Annotated in this window: 22 protein-coding genes; 9 read left to right on the top strand and 13 right to left on the bottom strand. The window is 40.5% G+C overall.

Annotated features, from left to right (window positions below; all coding sequences use genetic code 11):
• Positions 1-24: 24 nt before the first annotated feature.
• The 6 genes from H5232_RS07340 to H5232_RS07315 form a co-directional block, all read right to left on the bottom strand.
• On the bottom strand, positions 25-1,638 hold the full coding sequence (locus tag H5232_RS07340; protein ID WP_145233148.1) for an ABC-F family ATPase: 1,614 nt from the start codon (positions 1,636-1,638) through the stop codon (positions 25-27).
• A 268-nt stretch (positions 1,639-1,906) separates the two neighbouring features.
• Positions 1,907-3,463, bottom strand: a complete 1,557-nt coding sequence (locus H5232_RS07335; protein ID WP_145233147.1) for a SulP family inorganic anion transporter — start codon at positions 3,461-3,463, stop codon at positions 1,907-1,909.
• Positions 3,464-3,586: 123 nt separating this feature from the next.
• On the bottom strand, positions 3,587-4,045 hold the full coding sequence (locus tag H5232_RS07330) for an Lrp/AsnC family transcriptional regulator (RefSeq protein ID WP_016707271.1): 459 nt from the start codon (positions 4,043-4,045) through the stop codon (positions 3,587-3,589).
• Between the two features lie 89 nt (positions 4,046-4,134).
• Entirely contained in the window at positions 4,135-4,776 is a 642-nt protein-coding gene (locus tag H5232_RS07325) for an MBL fold metallo-hydrolase (protein WP_145233146.1), read from the bottom strand.
• 3 nt (positions 4,777-4,779) lie between these two features.
• Positions 4,780-6,582: a M14 family metallopeptidase gene (locus tag H5232_RS07320; protein WP_182760904.1), complete on the bottom strand. Its 1,803-nt coding sequence runs from the start codon at positions 6,580-6,582 to the stop codon at positions 4,780-4,782.
• Positions 6,583-6,767: 185 nt separating this feature from the next.
• Positions 6,768-8,672 carry a beta-ketoacyl synthase gene (locus tag H5232_RS07315; protein WP_182830717.1) on the bottom strand — a complete coding sequence of 635 codons (1,905 nt, stop codon included), beginning with the start codon at positions 8,670-8,672 and terminating at the stop codon, positions 6,768-6,770.
• Between the two features lie 126 nt (positions 8,673-8,798).
• Between H5232_RS07315 and H5232_RS07310 the strand changes: the two genes are divergently transcribed.
• Positions 8,799-9,809: a GlxA family transcriptional regulator gene (locus H5232_RS07310; protein WP_182717418.1), complete on the top strand. Its 1,011-nt coding sequence runs from the start codon at positions 8,799-8,801 to the stop codon at positions 9,807-9,809.
• Between the two features lie 93 nt (positions 9,810-9,902).
• On the opposite strand, the gene H5232_RS07305 is transcribed toward H5232_RS07310, so the two are convergent.
• On the bottom strand, positions 9,903-10,721 hold the full coding sequence (locus H5232_RS07305; protein ID WP_182760903.1) for an ABC transporter substrate-binding protein: 819 nt from the start codon (positions 10,719-10,721) through the stop codon (positions 9,903-9,905).
• A 357-nt stretch (positions 10,722-11,078) separates the two neighbouring features.
• On the opposite strand from H5232_RS07305, the gene H5232_RS07300 reads away from it, so the two are divergent.
• Positions 11,079-12,311: an EAL domain-containing protein gene (locus H5232_RS07300; protein ID WP_182830716.1), complete on the top strand. Its 1,233-nt coding sequence runs from the start codon at positions 11,079-11,081 to the stop codon at positions 12,309-12,311.
• Between the two features lie 11 nt (positions 12,312-12,322).
• Here H5232_RS07300 and H5232_RS07295 read toward each other — a convergent pair whose 3' ends face one another.
• From H5232_RS07295 to H5232_RS07270, 6 genes are all read right to left on the bottom strand, one after another.
• Positions 12,323-12,835, bottom strand: coding sequence for an MgtC/SapB family protein (locus H5232_RS07295; RefSeq protein ID WP_145233140.1), 513 nt, complete (start codon positions 12,833-12,835; stop codon positions 12,323-12,325).
• 14 nt (positions 12,836-12,849) lie between these two features.
• Positions 12,850-13,956: a ribosomal protein S18-alanine N-acetyltransferase gene (gene rimI, locus H5232_RS07290; protein ID WP_149982527.1), complete on the bottom strand. Its 1,107-nt coding sequence runs from the start codon at positions 13,954-13,956 to the stop codon at positions 12,850-12,852.
• Positions 13,956-15,350: a RimK family protein gene (locus H5232_RS07285; RefSeq protein WP_182830715.1), complete on the bottom strand. Its 1,395-nt coding sequence runs from the start codon at positions 15,348-15,350 to the stop codon at positions 13,956-13,958. Before H5232_RS07285 ends, rimI begins: the two co-directional genes overlap by 1 nt.
• A 257-nt stretch (positions 15,351-15,607) precedes the next feature.
• Positions 15,608-16,084: a GreA/GreB family elongation factor gene (locus H5232_RS07280; protein WP_149982529.1), complete on the bottom strand. Its 477-nt coding sequence runs from the start codon at positions 16,082-16,084 to the stop codon at positions 15,608-15,610.
• Positions 16,085-16,241: 157 nt separating this feature from the next.
• A complete protein-coding gene (locus tag H5232_RS07275) occupies positions 16,242-16,910 on the bottom strand; it encodes a DUF2987 domain-containing protein (RefSeq protein ID WP_182783572.1) in 669 nt (222 codons plus the stop codon).
• On the bottom strand, positions 16,903-17,709 hold the full coding sequence (locus H5232_RS07270) for a glucosaminidase domain-containing protein (RefSeq protein WP_149982531.1): 807 nt from the start codon (positions 17,707-17,709) through the stop codon (positions 16,903-16,905). The genes H5232_RS07275 and H5232_RS07270 overlap by 8 nt, the downstream gene beginning before the upstream one ends.
• A gap of 176 nt (positions 17,710-17,885) precedes the next feature.
• Here H5232_RS07270 and H5232_RS07265 point away from each other — a divergent pair, with 176 nt between their 5' ends.
• From H5232_RS07265 to H5232_RS07235, 7 genes are all read left to right on the top strand, one after another.
• A complete protein-coding gene (locus tag H5232_RS07265) occupies positions 17,886-19,175 on the top strand; it encodes an anti-phage deoxyguanosine triphosphatase (protein ID WP_149982532.1) in 1,290 nt (429 codons plus the stop codon).
• 19 nt (positions 19,176-19,194) lie between these two features.
• Positions 19,195-19,506, top strand: a complete 312-nt coding sequence (locus tag H5232_RS07260) for a DUF962 domain-containing protein (protein ID WP_149982533.1) — start codon at positions 19,195-19,197, stop codon at positions 19,504-19,506.
• Between the two features lie 113 nt (positions 19,507-19,619).
• Positions 19,620-21,467 (top strand): ABC transporter ATP-binding protein, encoded by a 1,848-nt coding sequence (locus tag H5232_RS07255; RefSeq protein ID WP_145233131.1) that lies wholly within the window; start codon positions 19,620-19,622, stop codon positions 21,465-21,467.
• 321 nt (positions 21,468-21,788) lie between these two features.
• Positions 21,789-22,889, top strand: a complete 1,101-nt coding sequence (gene mnmA / locus H5232_RS07250; protein WP_182717411.1) for a tRNA 2-thiouridine(34) synthase MnmA — start codon at positions 21,789-21,791, stop codon at positions 22,887-22,889.
• The gene (hflD, locus tag H5232_RS07245; RefSeq protein ID WP_149982535.1) at positions 22,889-23,491 is read left to right on the top strand and encodes a high frequency lysogenization protein HflD; all 603 of its coding nucleotides are present in this window, start codon (positions 22,889-22,891) and stop codon (positions 23,489-23,491) included. The genes mnmA and hflD overlap by 1 nt, the downstream gene beginning before the upstream one ends.
• Positions 23,492-23,523: 32 nt before the next feature.
• The gene (gene purB, locus H5232_RS07240; RefSeq protein WP_145233128.1) at positions 23,524-24,894 is read left to right on the top strand and encodes an adenylosuccinate lyase; all 1,371 of its coding nucleotides are present in this window, start codon (positions 23,524-23,526) and stop codon (positions 24,892-24,894) included.
• A gap of 82 nt (positions 24,895-24,976) precedes the next feature.
• Positions 24,977-25,725: cupin domain-containing protein (locus tag H5232_RS07235; protein WP_182830714.1), on the top strand; the 749-nt coding region annotated here is incomplete at its 3' end.

The following is a 25,725-nucleotide window of genomic DNA, read 5'->3' as shown; positions in this document are numbered from 1 at the left end:
TAATAAAACTGAGATCAATAAACTTTACTTTGCAGCCAAAAGCTTCGCTTGCTCTTGTTGGCTTGCCATAAATTCGTTAAAGGTGCCGTGGAAATTAACCACTTCCTTGTCACGAATATCAATAATACGAGTTGCCAATGATGAAACAAACTCACGGTCATGGCTGACAAAAATCAGCGTACCTTCAAAGCCTTTTAATGCATTATTAAGCGCTTCAATGGCTTCCATATCCATGTGGTTTGTCGGTTCGTCCATCACCAAAACATTTACGTCTTGCATCATTAATTTGCCAAACAATAGGCGATTTTTCTCACCACCTGAGCAGTTTTTAGCTTTTTTATTCGCATCATCCGCAGTAAACAATAACCGACCTAACATGCCACGCACCATTAAATCGTTATGCTTGGCTGTACGCCACTGTGACATCCAATCAAACAAGGTTAAATCGTTATCAAAGTCTTTACTACTATCTTGCGGACAATAGCCAATCGATGCATTTTCTGACCATTTTACAACACCGTGATTAGCTTCAAGTTCACCCACTAAACAGCGAATAAAGGTTGATTTACCAACACCGTTTTCACCAATAATCGCAAGTTTTGAACCCGCTTCTAAAATCAGCTCGCCGCCTTCAAACAATACTTCACCGTCAAAACCATGGCCAAAGTCTTCTAAGATCAATGCTTGGCGGTGCATCTTTTTACCTTCATCAAAATACAATGACGGCGCCATTCGGCTTGACGACTTCACTTCATCTAAGCTGATTTTATCCATGCGTTTAGCACGTGAACTCGCTTGTTTTGCTTTTGACGCATTAGCACCAAAGCGGTTAACGAAATCTTGTAACTCTTCAATTTCAGATTGCTTTTTAGCATTACCAGCAAGTAATTGATCACGAATAAGTGTTGATGCTTCAATGTATTTTTCGTAGTTACCTGGGTAAATACGCAGCTCACCGTAATCAATATCAGCCATATGAGTACATACCGCATTAAGAAAATAGCGGTCATGAGAAATAATGATCATGGTACATTTACGCTGGTTAAGTTCGTGCTCTAACCAGCTAATGGTATGAATATCCAAGTTATTGGTTGGCTCATCCAGTAATAAAATATCAGGGTTAGCAAACAAGGCTTGCGCAAGTAAGACGCGCAGCTTCCAGCCTGGGGCTACTTGTGACATTAGACCAAAATGAAATTCTTCTTCAATACCCGCTTTTAATAAAATATCACCCGCGCGGCTTTCTGCACTGTAACCATCCATTTCAGCAAAAACGCTTTCAAGCTCAGCGACTTTCATACCATCTTCTTCACTCATTTCTGGCAGTGAATAAATACGTTCACGTTCTTGCTTTATTTTCCATAATGCAACGTCACCCATGATCACAGTATCAACCACTGAGTATTGCTCAAATGCAAACTGATCTTGGCTTAAGTTACCGACTTTCAGTCCTGGGCCAATTGATACGTTACCTGATGTTGGCACTAATGAGCCATTGAGGATTTTCATGAAGGTTGACTTACCGCATCCATTGGCGCCAATTAAGCCATAACGATTACCGTTACTAAATTTAGCGGAGATATTTTCGAACAAGGGTTCGGCACCAAACTGCATGGTGATATTAGCGGTAGAGATCAAAATGAATTTCCTAAGCAAATACTGACAAGTACACTGTTCGCTGAATAAGGAAAAGTTAATACAGGCAATAAGACGGTATAAAGAGGCCGCGAATTATACAGGCACTAGCTGCACTAGTCGAGCTTAGTCTCAATAATTGACTCACCGAGCACTGGTTTTTATGTGACTTAAATAAATTTTAATGTCATCTACGGTTTCAGCCAATGATTTGTTCGATAGCAATAAAAAAGCGAAGGCAGTGCCTTCGCTTTTTTATCAAACGTCTCGTTTAAGCAAGCTTGTCTGAAGCAACTTTATAAGTTGGATCTTCTATTACATTAACTTCTACTAAGTCGCGCGCTTTATGTAATAACTGTATACAGTCTGGGCTCAAGTGGCGTAAATGCAACTGCTTACCTGCCTTGGTGTATTTATCAGCTAAAGTATCAATTGCTTCAATGGCACTGTGATCTGCCACTCGGCTGTATTTAAATTCGATGATAACGTCTTTAGGGTCATTTTTAACATCAAACAACTCCGCGAACTTTTTCACTGAGCCAAAAAATAATGGGCCGTGTAGTTCGTAGACTTTAGAACCTTCTTCATCAATGTAGTTTGTAGTAAAAATATGTTTAGCATGTTGCCATGCAAATACTAAGGCTGACACAATCACACCCACACATACTGCAATTGCTAAGTCAGTTATCACCGTTACACCCGATACTAATACAATGACAAAAGCATCTGATTTTGGGACGCGTTTCATCATTTTGAAACTCGCCCATTCAAAGGTGCCTAATACCACCATAAACATCACGCCAACCAATGCTGCCAGCGGCACCATTTCAATCAAACTGGCGGCAAAAATAATGAATGCTAGGAGCATTAATGCTGCTGTGATACCAGATAGACGCGAACGACCACCTGAGTTAATGTTGATCATTGATTGACCAATCATCGCGCAGCCTCCCATCGCACCAAAGAAACCACAGGTAACGTTTGCAGCGCCTTGACCAATGCATTCTTTATTGCTGTGACCACGGGTTTCTGTGATTTCATCAATCAGGCTAAGGGTTAATAGTGATTCAATTAAACCAATTGCCGCTAAAATAAGTGCATAAGGTAAAATAATTTTCAGTGTTTCAAAGGTAAATGGCACCATTGGAATGTGAAATTGTGGTAAACCACCAGCAATAGTTGCCGCACTGTCACCGGTCATATCTTTTAAGAAATCAAGTACTGTACGCGCTTCTAAATCAAATCCGATAACAATGGCGGTTACAGTAACAATAGCGACTAATGTTGATGGCACAGCTGTAGTCAACTTTGGCAAAAAGTGAATAATAGCCATCGTTAAAGCGACTAATCCTAGCATGATCATCATCGGCGTGCCTGTCATCCACTGCATGCCACCTTGACCATCGGACACCTTAAATTGACCTAGTTGCGCTAAGAAGATGACAATCGCTAAACCATTTACAAACCCAAGCATCACCGGATGCGGAACCATACGAATAAACTTACCGAGCTTAAACACCCCTGCTAGTATTTGCAGTATCCCCATCAGCAATACAGTCGCGAAGAGATACTCAACCCCATGATCTAGCACTAAACTTACCATAACAACGGCAAGTGCACCGGTTGCACCGGAGATCATACCTGGGCGGCCGCCAAAAATAGCGGTGATCAAGCCAACAATAAATGCTGCATATAAACCAACTAAAGGCTCTACATTTGCAACAAACGCAAATGCAACAGCTTCAGGAACGAGTGCTAGGGCAACCGTTATACCTGATAAGATATCGTTTTTAGCAGAGCTCGGCGCCTTGCTTAATAAGTTAAACATTGAATTCCTCTTCGGGGTGTGGGATCAAAAAAGCGCTGAATTCTAACAAATTAAGCTAAGGTTAACAATTGCAGTAAGAGGAACAAGCTAACGCCTTTATAGCGCTAGCATGATTAGATACGATTAAAGTGGCAGCGATGTACTGCGTTTGACACAAGTCATAGTGACGTTTGAGTGAACTTCTTGAACAAATTCAAGATTCAATAAATTATCACGAACAAACTGTTCATAGCCTTCAATGCCTTTAGAAATGATCCGCAACATAAAGTCCATAGTGCCAGCCATACTGTAACATTCTGTTACTTCATCATAACTTAGGATAAGTCGTTCAAACTCAGCTAAATTTGTACGGCCATGATTTGATAAACGAACATGAGCGTACACTAGCATATCAAAGCCGAGCTTTTTCTCATCCAATAAGGCAACTTTGCCTTTGATGTAACCATCTTGCTCAAGCTTAGCAATACGACGCCAACAAGGTGATTGAGATAAACCGACTTTATCAGCAATATCAGCGGTCGAAAGACTTGCATCTTGCTGTAACAGTGCCAAAATTTGGCGGTCAACATGATTTAGAGACATTTTATTTCTTATTTATTTTACTAAATTGGTTAAATTATACATTGGTTTATAGGTTGAGTCTTGTACTTTTATGCATTTATTATGCGCAACTAACCAAATTTACCACTTATAAATGGATTCGATATGCGCTCAGTCAGCACTTTAGTGTCAGGTCCATGCCCAGATAGAATTCGCGTTTCATCAGGCAGTGTCAAAATTTGATTTTTAATCGAGTCAAGTAACTGCTGGGCATCCCCTTTAGGGAAGTCTGTACGCCCTACTGAGCCTTTAAAAATAACATCACCCACTATCACTAACTGATGTGTTGCTTCATAAAATACAATATGCCCAGGCGTGTGGCCCGGACAATGACGAATGTCAAATCGCAATTGACCCAATGTAAACGTATCGCCATGACTTAACCAATGCTGAGGATGAAAAGGCGCAATTGGTGCAAAGCCAAACATTTGCGCTTGCATAGGTAATGCATCAAACCAAAACAATTCGTCTTTTTGTGGCCCGACAATATCAACAGAAAAATGCTCAGCAAGTACTTTTGCCGCACCGACATGATCAAGATGGCCATGGGTGAGTAAAATACACTGCAAGCTTAACTGATGCTTGGCAAGCTCAGTAATGATTTTATCAGCGTCGCCACCCGGGTCGATAACCGCTGCGTGGCGTGTTTGTTTACAAATAACCACTCGGCAATTTTGTGCAAAAGCGGTCACCGGTACGGTAATTATTTCCATATGTTAATTCTTTATTTGCGGTTTAGTGTCAAATGTCATCAGCACAGGATACTTTAAATAAGCTTGATCATAAAATGGCGTATGCTCATAGAGCCAGTTTAATCGTGCTTGTGCATCTTTAGCAAAAGCGGCATCCTCACGAATTTTTTTATCAAACTCAAGTGCAAGTGCCGGTTTTTCTTTGAGCATATGGCGAGCATACGGCGCTAATGCATAGTTTTCCATGTACTCAGTACGTTGAAAAATCGTATTAAACTCACCCCACGCAAAAAATGAATCCGGTGCTTTGGGGTGTAAAAGATGGGCAACTAACTCACCGAAAGGTTGAGCAGTTTCAACTTTATACCAACCGGTCAAAGACTTTTCTGGTACATCAACAAAATCAAAATCTGCGTTTACTCGAAAGCGTCCTTCAAACGGTGCTTTATCAAATTCATGCTTTGTTACTACCGCGACTTTTAAATTAGTTACCAGCTCATCACTGCTCACGTTTTCTACTGTAATACCATGTAATTTGAGTTTTTCGACAATGTGTGGATACGCAGGTGGAATATAAAATGTACTTGGTACGGTGATCACGGTTTTTGCGTCCTTCTGCCAGTAAATGGGCAACGCATCATAGTGCTGTTTTTCGCCTAAATACTTTACTTCCATCTGGCCACTCAAGGCGCTTTTACTGCGCGAATACTTGATCCCTGCAAATGCGATAGTGTTTGGCTCTTTTGCATAACCGCGTTCAACAATAAGCTGGCTTGGCACAAAAGTACGTTCTTTTTCAACCGCTTCGGTTAATTGTTGATGATGTTGCGCCAATGCTGAAATAGCCCCATCTAAAAATACATAGGTGCCAAGTACACGTTGTTTATACGGTTTTAATGAATGATTTTCGACAAGAATTGTGGGTAACGATCTTAAATCCCCCCAACCATTCGAATAACGAGGCGTGGCAACCCAGCCCGCTAAGCCTTTTTTAAACTCGCGCTTATCCATTACAAATACCAGCGGCCCAGGTATATGGCCTTGCTCTTGTAGTTTTGTGTCGATGATAGGTTTAAAATAATTATTGAGCGCATCTGACACACTTGGCGATTCACTGGCAAATACGGGGTTGTACCCGTAAGTTACATCGTATTGATAATCTGCACCGTCAGTCACATGCACATCGATATATAAATCTGGGTTAAACTGCTTGATCACCTTTAATACACCACGTACTTCCGGCGTATCTAGTTTGGTGAAATCACGATTTAAATTTAAATTATTAGCATTGGTTCTAAAGCCCATTTCAACTGGCCCACGCTGGTTTATGCGATTAAACTGACTACTACGCTCATGGCCATCAACATTTAAAATAGGAATAAATAAGATGTTCACTTGGCTTAAAATATCTCGACGTTTACCGGTTGCAATATCGCGTAGCAACATAAACATCGCATCTTTACCGTCAATTTCGCCGGCATGAATTCCCGCTTGAATAAAAATAGTCGGCTTGGCGTTTTGCATTAACTGCGAAGGTGTAAATGCACCATCTTCGCTTGCTACCATCATGTTGATCGCACGGCCACTGGCACTATGTGCAATAGTTTGCACTTGGAATTGGGTAGGGTTTGCTGCAACAAGACGATCTACAAAGGCCATAGTTTGCTGATAATTTGGTGACTTTAGCCCTTCGCTTAGTTCGAAATCAGTGGTTAATGGGCCTTTTTGTTGTATCAGTGCCAAACTTTGACCTTGCCATGGCAACAATGGCGGTAAATGGCTATCTAATGTAACACTGGCACTTAACAATAATAAACTGGCGATCATAGGACTCTCAAACGTTGGCCTCTTTAATAGCTTGAAATTATAACAAGGATAAATGACAGATCGCGTAAACTGCGGTGATTCAACAAAAAAATGCAGCCAATGACAATTTAAAAATTTTATAGGGCTAATTTTCACGCATTAAAAAAGGCGCTATAAAAGCGCCTTGCCACTCAAGAATAATGTGCTTAAAACATATCTTGATAAGGATTCGTTTTACTAAATGCAATGGCTTTATCAAAACCGGGAATATGCATGTCGGTATCAGAAATGACAATTTCATCTTCATCAATCATGCCATCACCAAAGCGATAGATTAGCTCATATTGTCCTAAGTCAGCTTGTTGCTGATAATTAGTCTGAGCAGCTGTAACGGTTTGATTGCTCAATGCATATGCATCCATCACCGCACTACCATGGCGTTTTGCTAACATTTTCATGGTCACCATGGGTGACAAAACAGTGGCGGTGGCATTATTTCCGCCAAAGCCTTTTGAATTAATAAAAGCAATATCCATGTCTTCGCATTGATAATGCTCAGTACGAATATCTAAATACTGGTTATGCACATCCTTGGCCACTTTATCTATGGTGGTAATACCCGGCATAATATTATGTGCAAATACACCCAGCGCCATCGCTAATTGGTCGCCACTAGCTGGCGCAATTGTGTGCCCTACATACGCTTTTGGTGCTGCTACTTTCCAATTATCAATGGCAAACGTTTGTGCCACCTTATGATAAATTAATGACTCTGTTACGCGGTTTTGCGGTGTGCTTGAACCATGCGCTAAAATAAAGCTACGTTGTTGTAATGCTTCTTTACCTAATAAGCTCGTGGCTAATGCCGCCGACTTCGCCATGGTTATATAATTACCCGGTCCCGGTGATGTAATTGATTTTTTAACGCCATCAGCATTTACAAATACATCAGGCACGCAGCCTAGAATGTCTGCCCCCAACTCCAGTGCTAACGCATCATCCATTAGAATCGCTACTTGTGCGCCTTCACCTAAAGTAAAGCCACAATTTTCGCCAAATGGGCGGCTACTTTTACGATAATCAGGCTCATCATTGCTTAAGTTATCCAAGCGTCGTAAACCTTCAATATTCGCCAGCGCACTCATATTACCAAAGCCTTCAACAACTTCAGGGGTAATTGCGCATTCAACACTTGCCACAATAGCAACACGTGTACGCCCTGCTTGTATATCGTTTACTGCAGCGCGCAAGTTATATAAAAATGTTGCACACGCGCCTGAAGTTGAAAACGTAGTGCCTACATTGCCCGTCACATAGGCATTAATAAAATCGGTCGACATTGTATTTAAGCCAAGCGCTAACTGCTTGGTGCTGACGCGATCACCTTGCTGGCGCGCTTTTACTAAACCACCTAAGCCCTTGTCATCCATTTGACCAATAACCGACGCTGAATAAGTGCCAATTTTATCAGGCTCAACACTATTCATAATGTGTTGCCAATCAAGTCCGGTTGATTTAATCGCGTCAGTAGCAGCAAAAATAGTGGCTTGTAAACCACGTGGCTGGTAGCGACTGTTGTACATAATAGATGGATCAAACCCTGTTGGTAGTTGCCCAGCCGATTTAATCGGATTATCGCGAGTAGAATCATGTTTAATATCAAACTGAGCCGCAATGGTTACTTTTACTTTTTTATTTTCAAGCTCTTCTACTTGCCAACTTGTAGGGACCGGCGAAGGTAAATCTCGACGACGTGTTTCAAACACAATGGCGCTTTCATCTGACGCGGTTAACGTCATTTTTTGCTGCCATGGTGTTGCATCGACATCAAAATGCTCTTTTTCAATTTTGCGAATTAACGTACCGGCAATAATTTGCTCACCAAAGCGTGCTTCTATGTCGCTTTGCTCAACAGTATTGCCTTTTAAATCTTGCAGTTGCCCATTCACAAGACTCACTAAATTCATTAACGTGGCGAGGCCTAAAAATGTTTCTTGCCGGGCTTGAGTATCTAAGTTATTTAACACGATACGACGATAACCTTGATGAAAAGAAGTACGGCCTGCGGCGTTAATTCCACCCATGCCGATAATAACGGGTAATGCTGTCATAATTTACCTTGAGAAAACGTGTTATAGGAGAAGCTTGCAGTTTAGATGGATTTAATTATCAACATTGTGCTTAAATAGCCAAATAATGAGCCTATGAGGCCAAATCAAACTGGTCGGAGCAATTAAATGGACAACAACTTGGTACTTAGCCCTTTGCAAATAAGTATTTTGGTATACCAGCACTTATTGATCACCAGTGTCACCTTGCCAATTGAAATGCTCAGAGCCGGTGAGGCGTACGCCAAGGGGCATCTAAACAGCAAAATTTTTCGGCCATTAACGATTAATTTAATCGCTGAGGACAGCGAACCTATCAAAAATCGCAGCGGCTTAGCAATATTACCGGATCACACTTACGGCACAGCACCTTACAGTGACTTGATTATTGTGCCCGGTATTTGGCGCAATCCTCGCCCTGTTGTCAGAGCAAACTCTGGGTTAGTTCAGTGGCTTGCCAGCAGCTGGCAAACGGGTAGCTCAATCATTGGCGTGGGTACTGGCAATTGCTTAGTCGCTGAAGCTAAGTTATTAAATGGTCACCCCGCTACCACTCATTGGCATTATGCAGAACAATTTAAACGCGACTACCCACAAGTGCTGCTCAAGCCTGATTTTTTTATCACTCAATCTGAGCGCTTATACAGTGTGGCAAGTCTAAATGCCTTAGCAGATGTGATCGTGCATATTATTAGCCAATACTACGGACAGGCCGCCGCTCAGCATGTTGAGCGCAACTTTTCTCACGAAATTAGGAAACCTTACGAAGATCAGCGCTACCTTGAAGGCGCCGTTGATCGGCATCCAGATGAACTCATCGCGCAAATTCAATTTTGGTTAAAAAACAACTTAACCACAGAACAAAGTTTAACAGAGGTCGCTCAACTATTTAGTTTGAGTTACCGCTCTTTTACCCGCCGTTTTCGCATTGCGACCAACCAAAGCCCCATTGAATATTGGCAGCAATTACGCGTACAAACAGCCAAAGAGTTACTTGCATCATCTAACTTATCAATTCAGGAGGTTGCTTTAGAGGTGGGTTACAATGATCAAGGTCATTTAACCCGCGTGTTTAAGAAAGTGCTCTCGCAAACGCCTAGCGAGTATCGAAAAGTGGTTAGAAGAAAGTTATTTGGTTAATAAGTTGCGGGGTGTTATTTTTAAACAGTTAAACCTTTTAGATAGCAAAATATACAGTGCGAGTTAAACATGAGTATCGACGTTTAACGCGCATCATTTACCATCGCTGTCGATTTGAGTACGCCTTTCAAATACTAACTTCAATGCTGCGTCCATTTCTTTAATAAAGTCATCCTTAAATGGAAATTTTTCTGATGGCGCTTTCAAATAACCAATGTGAGCAGTTCGCTTGAAAATAATTCTGTCTTGCTGAAGTTGACTCAAATCAACAAATGGATGGCTTTGCTTAAGTGCTTTAATACCTGATAAGATGGCCCACTTGTCATTGATATAACAGTCGATTCTATTTTTAGCCAGCTTCAAAATATTTGATAATGTATCTTTGTTTTCCCATATTTTTATTTTGTTTTGCTCCAGGGCAGTGTTCAATGCTTGATCGAATAAGAGATACCCTGCATTGATACCAACATTAATCGGCTTTAATGGATATTCTGTGTTTTCAATCTTGAGTAAGCTTGAGTTTGGATTACAAAAAGCTTGTATTACTTCTTCATGCAGCGGCTCTGAGTAAGGCCAAATAAAACTGCGCCCTTGCACATTTTTATAAGGAGGTAGTAAGGCAAAGTCCTCTCCTCGTCTAAGTGCGTCAACACCGCGCTTCCAAGGTACTGGTTGCAACTCTATAATATATTTTTCACTGATCAAATCGGCAGCTTGACGAACTACATCAACATATAAGCCCACTAACTCACCGTCTTTAAGGTAAGAATATGGGGGATAACTATCATCGACTAATATCACAACACGATAGCTTGGTTTGGCCACTACCGGTATTGTAAAAAAGAAAGCAAACAGCAGTAATGCAATTCTTTTCGGCCCATTCCACTGTATTATTTGCCAACTTGATTCCATTAAACAACACCTAAATAAATAATCACTGGTTATTAGCGTAGTCAGATTAATATTTTTTACAAATCTTAACTTCCCCAATTAGTATACCTACTCAAACGCTAAAATAACAAAAGCATAGGCTTACTCTTATTATTACGATAAGCGTACGACAAGGACCATCTAGATGCCGGACTTGCTAGGCCACTAACAACCGATTTAATCGCGCTGGACTGTAAATCTTTAAACGAGCTAGTCCCTCGATCATAGATAGAGAAAACCGAACTAAGCAGCAAATAAAATCAAACGCTAATTAGACGTTTATATCTATATAAATTATAGTAATAGCATTAAAAGTGCTAAAAATTACATGGAGGCGCCATGACGGCAAATTTTAGCGATGTGCTTTTGGATCAAAAAGATAATTCAACAATCGATGCTAAATTGACAAATTTGCTGGGATTGGTGCGCAAACATTTAAATATGGATGTTGCTTTTATTTCAGAGTTTATTAACGATGAGCGCGTTTTCAAAGTTGTCGATAATCCATCAGCGAATAAAACGGTTAAAGTGGGCAATTCCGATCCTATTAATGAAACATATTGCCATAAAATCAGTGAGAAACAGCTTAGCCCTATTATTACCAATTCAAAAACAAATCCAATTACTCAAATAATGCCAGTAACCGACAAGTTAAACATAGGCGCTTATATTGGTGTGCCTATCAATCTTTCAAATGGTAAATTATATGGTACATTTTGTTGTTACAAATCGCATCATGATGAAAGCTTAAACGAGCGGGACTTGTCTTTTTTAAAGATGATCTCTGAAATTGCAACTGGATTAATTGAAAAAAACCTGCATAACACTGCATTGCATGGCCAAACCAAATTAGCAATTGAAGAGGTTATTGCAAGCAACAATATAAGTATTTATTTTCAGCCTATTTTTAATCTATTTAGTAATAAAATTGCGGGCTTTGAATCACTGTCACGCTTTTTTACCAAACCTTATAAAACACCTGATCTCTGGTTTAAAGAGGCAACAGATGTGGGCCTAGGTGAATCTCTGGAAATGCTGGCAATAAAAAACAGCCTCGCCTATATTGCGCAATTTAATGATACCACTTATATCGCCATTAATTGTTCACCATCCCATATACTCTCGGGTGCACTTGAATATACTCTGCAAGGAGCCGATTGTTCAAGGTTGGTATTAGAAATAACTGAACATTCACCAATATCAGACTATACAGTAATGCGAGCTGCATTAGCGCCACTGCGAAAAAAAGGGCTACGTTTGGCTATTGATGATGTAGGTGCTGGCTTTTCGTCGTTTCAACATATTTTAGAACTAGAAGCCGACATTATTAAATTAGATATCAGCCTTACGCAAAATATAAATAAAGACAATCGGAAGTTTTTACTGGCCAAGGCACTGTGTGGCTTTGCTAAAGCAATAGACTGTACGATTGTTGCCGAAGGCATTGAAACGCAAGCAGAGCTTAACGCATTAAGAAAATTAAATGTTGATAATGTGCAAGGTTACTTTATTGGCCGCCCTGCTCCTATTGAAGATGCATTGAGCTATCAAAGCATGACTTTATCAACATAAAAACGCCACTCTTAGTGGCGTTCTGACTCGTTAATTTCTTTTCGATAGTATCGTTTGTGATAACTTTTAACTTTAGCGTGTACACCTTTACTTAAGCTTTTAAACTTAGCTTCAAGGACATCTACACCATATAAAATACCCACCACTAAAATGGATAGTTTAATAGCTGCCAATAAATTATCGGTTGCAATCACTACACCAATAGATGCCAAAACCCAGATAGTTGCCGCCGATGTTACCCCAACCACAGCACCATCTTTAGCGAGCATCACTCCAGCACCTAAAAAGCCGATGCCAGTAATAATTTGACCAACCACGCGCGAGTGGTCAATCACATCACCATGGAGCATAAACGCCGTGGCTAAGAACAAATAAGTACCTAATATAATCAGTACTGAGGTTCTTATTCCTACTGGTTTGCCTCGTAACTGGCGTTCCATACCAATCAAAGCGCCACAAAATGCAGCACTGCCTATTGCCGACCACGAATAGGGGGCGATATCTACTAATTCAAAAAAAGTCACTCAAAATCCTAAAATTACTGCATGTGTATAGCCAGTGCCGTACTCAAACGAGAACTACCGAAACTGGCCATTTTTAAAAAGTCACTCTTAGCGATGGGTACGTGTTGACAATCAATCGCCAGCTGTTTATCGCTTTCACAAAAAGGGTCATGAACATATAGACAATGCTCATCTAAATGCGTTACACACACCCAATGCGGTGACTTTTTACCATCAAAGCGATACGTACTGATCAATAGCACCACGGCCATTTTGGCTGCTAACCAGCGCTCTATGTGCTCAAGGGTTAAGTCTTGATACTTCACATCTAGTTTGTGATTAATTGCCTCAACCACAAATTGATTATGAACCGTGTGTAAAATTGCTTTCTTCTTATCACTTCTTACGCCATCAACAAACAATGTATCACGTGTATTAATAATCACATCGGCTGTAAAACCGCGTTTATTGGCAGCTAAAGCAAGTCCTAATGGATGACAACCACCATGACCAGAGGTCATAAAAATAGTGGTTGCTTCACGCCAAATATCAAGCTCATTCACTTGTGAAATAATCGCTTTTTTTATTGATGACATTGCCATTAATAATGCCGCTGGCCCGCAAGTAAATTCGGTTGTTTGCTGATACCAAGGCGTTACACGCGAAAACTCAAGCTCATTAGTTTTACGAATGTTTTTTTGCATCCGCAAGGCATCGCTATGATCATCATAATAGTCACTGTATTGCCCAAATACCCGATAGCCAAGCTTTTCATAAAGTGCGATTGCAGCTTTATTATTTACCGCCACTTCAAGACGCATAAATAACCGCCCGCGTTCAGCCGTTGCTCTTTCTAGTGCTTTCAAAAGCTGCTGAGCAATGCCTTTGCCTTGTGCATTTGGTGCAACTGCTAGCGAATATAAACGTGCTAAACGAGTGCCTTTATGACACCACACTAAGCCATAGCCGAGTATCTGTTGATCTAACTCTGCAACCATTAAAATACCATGTTTGGCTGCAATCCAGCGCTTCAAGCTACGCGCACTCAATCTATCTTGATTAAAACTTTGCTGCTCTATCTCAAGTAACGCTTTTAAATCGCTGTCTGTGGCAGCGCGAACTGCCACACTATGCTCGGTCATTAACTCCGGCCTCGTGCTTCGAGGCGTTGTTTAAATTCTTCCATAATGATCATATAAAGTTCATCACCTAAGTAACCATCTTCGACTTTATGGTCAATACTTGGGTTATCGTTTACTTCAAGCACATATGCACGGCCTTGGTGTTCTTTAACATCCACACCATAGAGTCCTTTACCGACAGTTTTACATGCTTTTAATGCCGCATCTAAAACTGCTTTTGGCAACTCAAAAGTAGGCAGTGTTTCAAAACCACCAGAGAAAAACCGTTTTGCATCATGATTATAAATTTGCCAATGATTGCGAGCCATTAAATAACGACATGCATAGATAGCACGACCATTTAGTACCCCTACTCGCCAATCGTATTCTGTGTACATATATTCTTGGGCTAGAACTAAAGCGCTAAATTCAAATAGCTCAGCCAATTTTGCTGCCAGCTCATTGCGATCAGTTACTTTGTAGACACCTTTTGAAAACGACCCTTCCGGCATTTTAAGCACTAATGGATAAGTAAATGCCTCTTCAAGCTGACTGATGGTTTCATCACTTTGATCAGCTACTACTACGGTTTTTAAGCTCGGTACTTTTTGATAGTTAAACGCATCATGCAAATACACTTTATTACAACAGCGTAAAATAGACTCAGCATCATCAATCACCACTAATCCTTGGCTCTGCGCCTTACTTGCCAGACGATAAGTTGGGTGGTCAATTGCAGTTGTTTGACGAATAAATAGCGCATCAAACTGAGCGATATTATCTATTTCGTCAAAGCTTAGCGCTTGAGCATAGATACCATGTTTAGCTGCCGCTTTAATAAAACGGGCTATTGCATCTTTATCGCTTGGTGGCACTTTTTCATTGTGATCAACTAAAATAGCCATATCCCAGCGGTAACGTTTTTGCGTACTGCTTATACGCCACTGTGTTTGCGTAAACTCAGTTAATTTAGCAACAAAGTCTTGATGCTGCTGAGCATTAAGCGACGCCAATGAACCTTGCTGTAACAGCCCAGCTTCATCTACAAATAAAATAGGCGCTGGGTATTGTTTAAATACCATTTTTGCCGCTTTGTTTTGTAATTCATTTACCGCGTGCCCAAAATATAAGGCATCATCAAGATGACCAACATTAAGCATTAAAGTTTGGCCACTACGTAGCGCATTAATCGTTTTTACACTTGGTAATACCTGATGTTTACGTGCCTCAGCAAGTAATGAGCAATAATAGCCTTTACTCAAGTATTGGCTTGAGTCGCATAGATTAATAATGCGCGTTTTTGGCTCATTATGCTTTGGGTAATCTCGTAAGTAGGTATTGAAGGTAATTACGTTTTCGAATGAATGAGCAAGTGCCTGCTCGTTGTTATCAACCACAATCAAGGTTTTAAACACGACTTTTCCTAAAATAAGTCAAAATACAAATATAAGAGTGAATGTAAATAGAAACACCCATACTGCTAAGTCATTGTTGTGCTACTGGTGTACTTAACAGGATGGGTGCTTTAGATTCAGCTACTGCTTAATCTACAGGTGATTTATAAAGGGTTTTTCGCTACCTTACCAACGAGTAATTTTTAGCGTTAAGATAAGTAAATTTAATCAACCACAGTAAGGTCTAATAAAGCTGGTTAAAGCGCCTTTCAGCACCACTAACTTATTGAAACAATTTCTAATAACGTGGATTTATTTGCTATTGTAAAACTAAACTCATCACCTTGTTGCTTATCCATCAGTAATTGACCTAATGGCGACAGTGGTGTGAGAACATACACTGTGGTGTCTTTTATTTTAATGCTTAAACCACCAGAAAGTGGTCCTAAAAAATACCATTTTAGATTTTCGTCTTCATCGCAGATACAGACCAGCGAACCAATGGTAACTTTACTTGATACAGCGATTTTAAATGCCTTTTCAAACTCGATAATACTCAAATGGCAGTCATTCACACGCTGTGCTTGCCCTTGTGCCAAATAGGCAGCTTCTAGGCCTAATGTATCGTATTTATTTTCAGCAATGTTTTCTTCATGAGTGGCGGTGTCATGGGCTGTCTTTGCAGCAGCCTGCGCGGTAGTAAGTTGCGCTTCTAAAGCAAAACGCAGGCATTCAATCACATGGGTTTTATTCATATCTAAGGAATTATTTTAAATCTATAATGACTGTATTTTAACGTGCTTTGGGCTGCGTGTAACTTAATTGCCTAAAAACAAGGTTATTCATAGGCATTGATTAGTAATAACATAAATCAAGCGCTGCTGTTAACAACGCTTGCTGAACTGTTTTTTACTACTTAGCAATCCATGGCGTTACTTTTAGTAATGGCACTGACACAGCAAATGCTGTTTTATCGTCTTCCCACTGCTCAGTAACTCTGACATGACAAATTGCCCCTTGGCAATCAAAAGCAGGATCGGCAATAGTGACTGGCTCTGCAAAAGTCAGCACTACACCTTGTTGTTCAGGCAATAAAAAGCTCATCAGTTTGCTAACAAAAAAACCCGACAGATCCGATAATAATTCATCAAATTCATTATTAAGCTGATACAACTGGTGTTTATTCAAATTACTATTATTAAACTCACGCGCTTCAATTTGCAGTTTTAACTGGCAATCGTGATTTTCGTTCTGAGGCTCGATAACCACCACAGCTTTATTTGTATCAAGTTGTTTATCAAAAGGAAGTAAAAGCTGAGCATGCTCAGTGTAATTAAGTGGAAACTCCTCTCGCTCAGTAATAATGCGCCCGGTTTTAATTAAACATTCATCATTACTAGCAATGTCGGTGATGTAAAAATTGACCTGAGCAAATTGAAAATCACCTTTATTGACGACTTTTAAACGATCATAAAAGCCATCATAGGAGACCACAAACTCTTTTGCTTGCACAGTAAACGTTGCTATTAGTACAACGGCAGCTGCCATAATATGACTGATACTACGTACTGGGTTATTCATCAAAGTAGGCTCTATTTTGGTTGATCATTTGATTTAATTCTTCGATATACGCCTCACCACGCTCAGAGTATGAGGTTAATCCGTAGCTTAGTTTAGTCGCTGAAATTGGCTTTTCTTGTAAACGTAAATCGGCGCGGATACTACGTAAGTGTTTATAGGCGGCATGAGTATTAATATTCTTAAAATAAGAAGTCACGGCTGCGCGCACAGATTTAAATGCCGCCACCTCATGATCTGCACCGGTATTACGACGATTAGGCACCATACCGCAGCCCTTGCTATAACACCACTGACCAAAAAAGTTTAAACCTATTCGAGCAAACCGAGACGTCCCCCATGCTGATTCGTTGGCCGCTTGCATCAGCGCTAACTCTTTAGGAATAATATCAACTCGGCTTAATGCCTTACGCAAAGACAAACTATCAATCGTTTCTGGTAATTTATAGCTATTTAAAATCGTTTTAACTTGCTTGGTTTGCGTGCGACTTAATGGTTCATCGTATTGCATCATCATCAATGCAATCTCCAACGTTGCCCGCTGCTGCAGAATTTTTTTATTTTCAGCCTCAACATGCGGCCGAATAAAGTTAAAAAAAGCATGTTTTTTTTCTTTTACATCACTAAAACCATCAAAGTCAGGAAGTTTAACATTATGTAATGGCTTTTCTTTCTTTTTGACTGGTGGCTTGATTGAGGTTGTTTCGTCCTCAATAACTGGATCCGATTTTTCTATAAATGGGTAACTCAATGCCCAAATAAAAAATAGGCTAACGATTAAACGAAAAAGATACTTAAGCATGTATTCTCTCAAAGAAACTAACATTTATGCATGGTATATCCACACGCATCTGACCATTCATTATACCTAAGCCCTTCAATAAAGGCGAATATACCCATTGGAAGGATTTATAATCTAAAAAAATCAGCTACAATTAAGCGCATAGAAACGCTAAAAAAGTTACCGGATACTCATTAATGGAATTAGACTGGCAAAGCCGCATAATAAATCAAAACAAGTTTCGCCCTAATGACAATCGCTCAGCGTGGCAAGTAGACCGCTCCCGGATAATCCATGCAGCTGCATTTAGACGTTTGCAAGCTAAAACTCAGATAATGGGAATTGGCCTAAATGATTTTCATCGTACACGATTAACTCATTCTTTAGAGGTATCGCAAATTGGCAGTGGTTTACTTCGTCATTTAGAGAAACAACACCCTGACTTCACACATTTTCCCGACCCTAGTTTGCTTGAGACGCTTTGTTTGGCGCATGATATAGGCCATCCTCCTTATGGCCATGGCGGTGAAATTGCCCTTAACTACATGATGCGTGAACATGGTGGTTTTGAAGGCAATGCACAAACACTGCGCATTGTTTCAAGACTCGAACCATACAGTGATGGTCATGGTATGAACTTAACGCGCCGTACTTTGCTTGGCTTTATAAAATACCCGGCTTTTATTGATGACTTATGGCACACCATCCCACATCATGATCCGCAACGTGCATTTATAAAAGCTGACGACTGGCGTCCAGCAAAAGGTTTATACAAGGATGATAAAGCGACCTTTGACTGGATTGTAGCGCCTTTATCTGACGCTGATAAACAACGCTTAGGCGATTTTAAGGCCGTCGATGAGTTTAGATCTAAAACCAGTTTTAAATCCCTTGATGCAGCAATTATGGAACTTGCCGACGATATTGCTTATGCCGTACATGACCTTGAAGACGCAATTGCAACAGAGCAAATCACCCTAAAAGAGTGGCAAAATCATGCCTTACCCGCACTTGAGCTTGTGCAATGTGAGTGGCTTGGCGACAGTAACTTAACCGAGCGGCTATTTTTAGGTAGCGAAGCACAACGTAAAGATGTGATTGGGGAATTAGTAAACTTATTTATTACTCAATCATCCATTGTGCACACAGAACTTGAGTTTGAAAATCCAATTTTAAATTACACCGTTGAACTACCCCACTGTTATCAGCATTTACTTGAGACTTTAAAGTCATTTATTTATCAACGACTCATTCGTGCTTCACATATGCAGCAAATTGAGTTTAAAGGACAAAAGTTAATTATTGAATTATTTGAAGCATTTGCCTGCGAACCATTACGACTTTTACCTGAAACCACAGCAAATGTGTTTCGCCTAGCACAACAACAAAATGGTAATACACACAGAGTAATTTGTGATTATTTAAGTGGCATGACTGACGAGTATGCGTTTAAAACACACCAACGCCTTTTTTCAAGTAATAGCTAGCATTAACAAGATATGTGATATGAAAAGTACACCAGAATTTACTAGCTTTAAGAAGTTTTACCCATACTACTTACAAGAACATAAAAATATTACCTGCAAACGGTTACATTTTTTTGGTAGCTCTTTGGTGCTTATTATCGTTTTGTATGTGCTGTATAGCCAACAATTTATGCTGTTGTGGTTGCTACCCATTATTGGTTATGGTTTTGCCTGGGTTGGTCATTTTTTCTTTGAGAAAAACCGCCCTGCTACCTTCAAATACCCGTTTTATAGCTTATGGGCAGACTGGGTGATGTTTAAAGATATGCTGATTGGCAAAATAAAATGGTAGTCACTGTTGTTTTGTAATAACCGACAAACAAGCAAAAAGATCATTATGCAAACCTGTTTTTGTCGCTTTTCAGTGATATAGTTAACGCCATTTTTGCTATTCAAGATATTAAAATGTATCGATTATTTGAGCGGATGATCAAGCCGTTTCCCGAACAAAAGCCTACCCAGCCTCCTGCGACGCTATTTGCATTTTGTCGTCACTACACTAAAGGTATGGAAGTCTCGCTATTTTTTATGTCGCTAAGCGCAGCATTGCTCGCGATTTTAGAAGTATCACTGTTTAGCTATATGGGCCAGCTTGTTGATTGGCTAAGTATCTACACCCCTGAAACATTATTTGTTGAGCAAAAATCTGAACTCATAAAAATGGCGATAGTGCTACTTGTTGTCCTACCTATCGTGGTGTTTTTTCATTCTGCGATATTGCACCAAGCCTTGTTAGGTAATTACCCGATGTCAATTCGTTGGTTAGCACATCGCTACTTGCTTCGCCAAAGTGTGAGCTTTTACCAAAATGAATTTGCAGGGCGCATCGCCACCAAAGTAATGCAAACATCCCTCGCGGTGCGTGAAACCGTGATGAAACTACTTGATGTATTAATGTACATAGTGGTTTATTTTGGCGCTATGGTGTTTTTAGTAGCCGAAGCCGATTGGCGCTTAATGCTTCCTTTGCTTGTATGGTTAGCTCTGTATATTTTGATCCAAATGTACTATGTACCTAAGCTCAAAAAAGTGGCTAGCTCGCAAGCAGACGCTCGCTCTGAGATGACCGGCCGAATAGTTGACAGTTATACGAATATTTCGACTATTAAATTGTTCTCATATACCCAACGTGAAGAGCAGTACGCAAAAGACAGCATGGATGTATTTTTACAACCTGTGTATAAGCAAATGCGCTTAGTTACCAGTTTAAATTTTGCCATTCAAACGCTTAACTACTTCTTAGTATTTAGTGTTGCGGCATTATCTTTGTATTTATGGACTCTGAGTGCCATTAGTGCCGGCGCAATTGCAATTGCGGTAAGCTTAGCACTGCGTTTAAATGGCATGGCGCAGTGGATCATGTGGGAAATTAGTGGCTTGTTTGAAAACATCGGCACTGTCGCTGATGGTATGAAAACGTTATCAAACCCAATTGAAGTCGATGATCTGCCTGATGCCAGCACATTAAGTGTAACCACAGGTGCAATTGACTTTAATAATGTGCATTTTAACTATGGTAAGGCCGCAAACGAAACGAATCGCGGCGCTGTTATCAATGGCTTAAATCTCAACATCAAAGCCGGAGAGAAAATAGGTCTTGTTGGTCGCTCTGGCGCTGGTAAGTCAACACTCGTTAATTTGTTGCTACGTTTTTACGATATTGATAGCGGTAGTATCAACATCGACGGCCAAGATATCTCAAAAGTGAGTCAAGAAAGCCTGCGTAAGTACATTGCGATGGTTACCCAAGATACTTCTTTACTGCATCGGACAGTCAAAGAAAATATCCTTTATGGCCGCCCAGATGCCAGCGATGAAGAAATGATGAAAGCGGCTAAACAAGCCAAAGCGCTAGAGTTTATTGATGACCTTGAAGATAGCAAAGGCAACAAAGGTTTTGCAGCCCAAGTGGGTGAGCGCGGCGTAAAACTCTCTGGAGGTCAACGCCAACGTATCGCCATTGCTCGGGTGCTGCTGAAAAACGCCCCGATATTAATTTTAGATGAAGCCACCAGCGCGCTCGATTCTGAAGTTGAAGCGGCTATTCAAGCTAGTCTTGATGATTTAATGACCGGCAAAACCGTCATTGCCATCGCGCATCGACTATCCACTATTGCACAAATGGATCGGCTCATCGTACTTGATGAGGGCGGCATTGTAGAGCTAGGTAGCCATGAAGAACTGCTGGCACAAAATGGTATTTATGCCGCGTTGTGGACACACCAAACCGGCGGGTTTATTGGTGTAGAATAACAACTTACATATACATGAGTTTAAGTTTCACTATCGCTGAAAGAGCCTTTGCAACTTAAACTCAGCCATATCAAGCTTAGAAGCTAAACTTATAGCCTTAACCCCCCGTATATCCTTAATGCTCAATTACGCAAAGATTTTTATACACACTTAACCCCACGACAAAACTCATATTTTGGGTGGCTTGGCTGTCGATTTACATGCTATAATCGCGGCCTTTCATAGCCTATGTAGTCAATCAAGGTTGCTTTTATCACCCTGTTTTGTTCGCATAAGCTCTAGTAGTGTAAATGACAGCAACCTGTATAAGCGAAATTATCCATGAGCGAAAATAGTCACATTAAAGTCATCGTTGGCATGTCCGGCGGTGTTGATTCTTCTGTATCAGCTTATTTATTAAAACAACAAGGCTATCAAGTTGAAGGCCTGTTTATGAAAAACTGGGAAGAAGATGATAATGATGAATATTGCGCTGCTGCCGACGATTTAAAAGACGCGCAAGCAGTCTGTGACAAGCTGGGGATTGAACTACACACAGTTAATTTTGCCGCAGAATATTGGGATAACGTATTTGAGTACTTTCTTGCTGAATATAAAGCAGGCCGTACGCCAAATCCTGACATCATGTGTAATAAAGAAATCAAATTCAAAGCTTTTTTAGAATTTGCAGCAACGGCGCTTGGCGCTGATTTTATAGCCACGGGCCATTATGTACGCCGTGAATTACGCGATGATAAATACGTTATGTGTCGTGGTCTTGATGATAACAAAGACCAAAGCTACTTTTTATACACATTAAGTCATGAACATATTGCACAAACGCTGTTCCCAGTTGGTGATATTGCCAAACCTGAAGTGCGTCGCATTGCTGAAGAGCAAGACTTAATTACCCACGATAAAAAAGACAGTACCGGTATTTGCTTTATCGGTGAGCGTAAGTTTAAAGACTTCCTACAAAAATTCTTACCTGCACAACCGGGTGTTATTGAAGACACAGACGGTAACAACGTTGGTGAGCACGAAGGCTTAATGTATCACACTCTCGGTCAACGCAAAGGTTTGCTAATTGGTGGCATGAGAGAAGGCTCTGGCGAACCATGGTATGTAGTAGATAAAGACTTAGAACGCAACGTATTGATTGTTGGTCAAGGTAAAGACCATCCGCGTCTTTACAGCAATGGACTAAATGCCAACCAATTACACTGGGTTGATCGTGTTGGGCCAAAAGGTACCACCCGCTGCACGGTAAAAACTCGCTATCGTCAAGAAGACCTAAACTGTACGCTGCTCGTTGGCGATGATGGTTTTGCCCGAGTATTATTTGATGAACCACAAAAAGCAGTAACCCCAGGACAATCTGCGGTGTTTTATGTCAACGAAATATGTTTAGGTGGCGGTATTATTGATTCGGTGATCAAATAATGAATGAACACCAAGTCATGGCATTAGCAGCCATGTGCCAAGTTGCTAAACAAGTTCAAAAAATAGCGCAGTACGGCAGTAGCAACGATTACGAATTAGAAAAACTATTAACCAGTATTGTACAAACCTCCCCTGATTCACCCAGTGATGTGTATCAAGGCACTGAGAATCTAAGAGATGGTTATAAAATCTTACTTGATCAACTCAGTGCAGGTGAAAAGAAAGATGTTGAAATCGTCAAATACGTTGGCGGTTTAATGCAACTTGAGCGTGCACTGAGCGCAAAAGCAAGTAGCTTAGCAGAGCTTGGTAAAAGCATTGATGATATCAAGCGACGTCTTGATCACTTTGCTATTACTGATGACACTGTTATTACGGCTCTTGCCGATATTTATTCAAAGGTGCTTAGCCCCCTAGGGCACCGAATTCAGGTTTATGGCAAGCCTGACTTACTAAAACAGCAATTAGTACAACACAAAATACGTGCATTATTATTAGCAGGTATTCGCAGTGCAGTATTATGGCGACAAATGGGCGGTAAACGCCGTCACTTTTTCTTTGCGAAAAGAAGAATTATCGCCATTGCTAAAAACCATATTTAATTATCGTTCAAAACTAAAATTTAGGAGTTATTATGGAGCTTTCAGCGTTAACAGCTATCTCTCCGGTGGATGGTCGCTACGGCAGCAAAACCACTGAACTACGCAGTATTTTCAGCGAATTTGGCTTGATAAAATACCGTGTAACAGTCGAAGTTCGTTGGTTACAAGCCCTTGCAGCAGCTGATGCGATCAAAGAAGTACCGGCATTTAGCGACGAAGCCAATGCTTTACTTAACGCGATTGTTGATAACTTCAGCGAAGCCGATGCGCAACGTGTAAAAGATATCGAGCGTACTACAAACCACGATGTTAAAGCCGTTGAATACTTATTAAAAGAAAAAGTAGCTGACAACGCCGAGTTACATGCAATTAATGAATTTATTCACTTTGCATGTACATCAGAAGACATCAATAACCTGTCTCACGGTTTAATGCTCACTGAAGCACGTAACGAAGTATTACTTCCTTACTGTGATCAACTACTTAATGCAATTAAAGAAAAAGCCATTGAGTACAAAGCAGTACCAATGATGACACGTACTCACGGTCAACCTGCAACACCTTCAACTATGGGCAAAGAATTTGCCAACGTATATATGCGTTTAAAGCGTCAACGTGACCAAATTGCACAAGTTGAAATGCTAGGTAAAATCAACGGTGCTGTAGGTAACTACAATGCTCACCTCAGTGCCTACCCTGATTACGATTGGCACAATCATGCTGAGCAATTTGTAACTAGCCTAGGGTTAACATTCAACCCATTTACAACGCAAATTGAACCGCATGACTACATTGCCGAGTTATTTGATGCGATTGCTCGCTTTAACACTATCTTATTAGATTTTGACCGTGATGCATGGGGCTATATAGCGCTAAATCACTTTAAACAAAAAACCATTGCGGGTGAAATTGGTTCATCAACTATGCCACATAAAGTTAACCCGATTGATTTTGAAAACTCAGAAGGTAACTTAGGTCTAGCAAATGCTATTTTCGCTCATCTAGCGCAAAAGCTGCCGGTATCTCGCTGGCAACGTGACCTTACTGACTCAACAGTACTGCGTAACTTAGGTGTTGGTATGGGTTATGCGCTAATTGCATACCAGTCAACCCTAAAAGGTGTAAGCAAGTTAGAAGTAAACGAGCAACGATTACTTGACGAGTTGGATCAGAACTGGGAACTGCTAGCAGAGCCAATTCAGACGGTAATGCGTAAATACGGCATCGAAAAACCATACGAAAAGCTAAAAGATTTAACCCGTGGTAAACGTGTAAATCAAGAGATCATGGCTGACTTCATCGATGGTTTAGAGTTACCGGAAGAAGCAAAAGTAGAAATGAAAAAACTAACACCGGCTAACTATATTGGTCGTGCTGTCGAGTTTATCGACAACCTAGTTTAAGCTTTCTGCGACAACTTATTTTATATACACTATAAAGCGAAAGGCTCTTGCCTTTCGCTTTTTTCATTTTAATGGGCGCAGCATGTATCAATTAACGATTAACGACTTATCCGAGCAAGACTTTCTAACACAGTTTTGGCAAAAAAAACCGCTCTTGATCAAGCAAGGGTTTACAGACTTTGCCGACCCGCTTGATGCTAATGAGCTTGCCGGTCTTGCCATGGAAGAGAGCATTGAATCGCGTATTATCACTAATCATGATAATGACTGGCAAGCGCATCATGGCCCATTTGAAGATTTTGAATTACTAACCGAGCAACATTCTACCCTACTCGTACAAGCAGTCGATCATTGGCATCCTAATGCTGCGCAGCTGCTGGAACCATTTCGGTTTATTCCTAATTGGCGTATTGATGACCTAATGATCAGCTTTTCAACGCCTGGGGGTGGAGTCGGTCCGCATTTAGATCAATACGACGTATTTATTATTCAAGGTGAAGGCAAGCGTCATTGGCGTGTCGGTATGCCAGATAATAAACTAAAACAATTTGCACAAAATAAAAGTTTATTACAAGTTGAACAATTTCCAGCCGTGATTGATTGCATCCTAGAACCAGGCGATATTTTATACATCCCGCCGGGCTGTCCACATGAAGGTTATGCTGTAGAAAACGCATTAAACTACTCGATCGGATTTCGTGCACCAAATCAACGCGATCTATTATCAAACTTTGCTGATCACATTATTGATAAAGAAGCGGGAAATAGCCGTTATCAAGACCCTGCAATAACACTGCGCGATTCTAAAGGTGAGATCCAAGCTTGCGAAGT

Source organism: Pseudoalteromonas sp. SG41-5 (assembly GCF_014164495.1).
GTDB lineage: Bacteria > Pseudomonadota > Gammaproteobacteria > Enterobacterales > Alteromonadaceae > Pseudoalteromonas > Pseudoalteromonas rhizosphaerae.
The sequence above is the reverse complement of the archived record's forward strand: the minus strand, read 5'-3'. Positions and strand labels throughout refer to the sequence as shown.

Excerpts from the sequence above, each read along its gene's own strand:
- H5232_RS07335 (WP_145233147.1), bottom strand. The coding sequence starts at position 3,463 with ATGTTTAACTTATTAAGCAAGGCGCCGAGCTCTGCTAAAAACGATATC.
- H5232_RS07330 (WP_016707271.1), bottom strand. The coding sequence starts at position 4,045 with ATGTCTCTAAATCATGTTGACCGCCAAATTTTGGCACTGTTACAGCAA.
- H5232_RS07325 (WP_145233146.1), bottom strand. The coding sequence starts at position 4,776 with ATGGAAATAATTACCGTACCGGTGACCGCTTTTGCACAAAATTGCCGA.
- H5232_RS07320 (WP_182760904.1), bottom strand. The coding sequence starts at position 6,582 with ATGATCGCCAGTTTATTATTGTTAAGTGCCAGTGTTACATTAGATAGC.
- H5232_RS07315 (WP_182830717.1), bottom strand. The coding sequence starts at position 8,672 with ATGACAGCATTACCCGTTATTATCGGCATGGGTGGAATTAACGCCGCA.
- H5232_RS07310 (WP_182717418.1), top strand. The coding sequence starts at position 8,799 with ATGGACAACAACTTGGTACTTAGCCCTTTGCAAATAAGTATTTTGGTA.
- H5232_RS07305 (WP_182760903.1), bottom strand. The coding sequence starts at position 10,721 with ATGGAATCAAGTTGGCAAATAATACAGTGGAATGGGCCGAAAAGAATT.
- H5232_RS07300 (WP_182830716.1), top strand. The coding sequence starts at position 11,079 with ATGACGGCAAATTTTAGCGATGTGCTTTTGGATCAAAAAGATAATTCA.
- rimI (WP_149982527.1), bottom strand. The coding sequence starts at position 13,956 with ATGACCGAGCATAGTGTGGCAGTTCGCGCTGCCACAGACAGCGATTTA.
- H5232_RS07280 (WP_149982529.1), bottom strand. The coding sequence starts at position 16,084 with ATGAATAAAACCCATGTGATTGAATGCCTGCGTTTTGCTTTAGAAGCG.
- H5232_RS07275 (WP_182783572.1), bottom strand. The coding sequence starts at position 16,910 with ATGAATAACCCAGTACGTAGTATCAGTCATATTATGGCAGCTGCCGTT.
- H5232_RS07270 (WP_149982531.1), bottom strand. The coding sequence starts at position 17,709 with ATGCTTAAGTATCTTTTTCGTTTAATCGTTAGCCTATTTTTTATTTGG.
- H5232_RS07265 (WP_149982532.1), top strand. The coding sequence starts at position 17,886 with ATGGAATTAGACTGGCAAAGCCGCATAATAAATCAAAACAAGTTTCGC.
- H5232_RS07260 (WP_149982533.1), top strand. The coding sequence starts at position 19,195 with ATGAAAAGTACACCAGAATTTACTAGCTTTAAGAAGTTTTACCCATAC.
- H5232_RS07255 (WP_145233131.1), top strand. The coding sequence starts at position 19,620 with ATGTATCGATTATTTGAGCGGATGATCAAGCCGTTTCCCGAACAAAAG.
- mnmA (WP_182717411.1), top strand. The coding sequence starts at position 21,789 with ATGAGCGAAAATAGTCACATTAAAGTCATCGTTGGCATGTCCGGCGGT.
- hflD (WP_149982535.1), top strand. The coding sequence starts at position 22,889 with ATGAATGAACACCAAGTCATGGCATTAGCAGCCATGTGCCAAGTTGCT.
- purB (WP_145233128.1), top strand. The coding sequence starts at position 23,524 with ATGGAGCTTTCAGCGTTAACAGCTATCTCTCCGGTGGATGGTCGCTAC.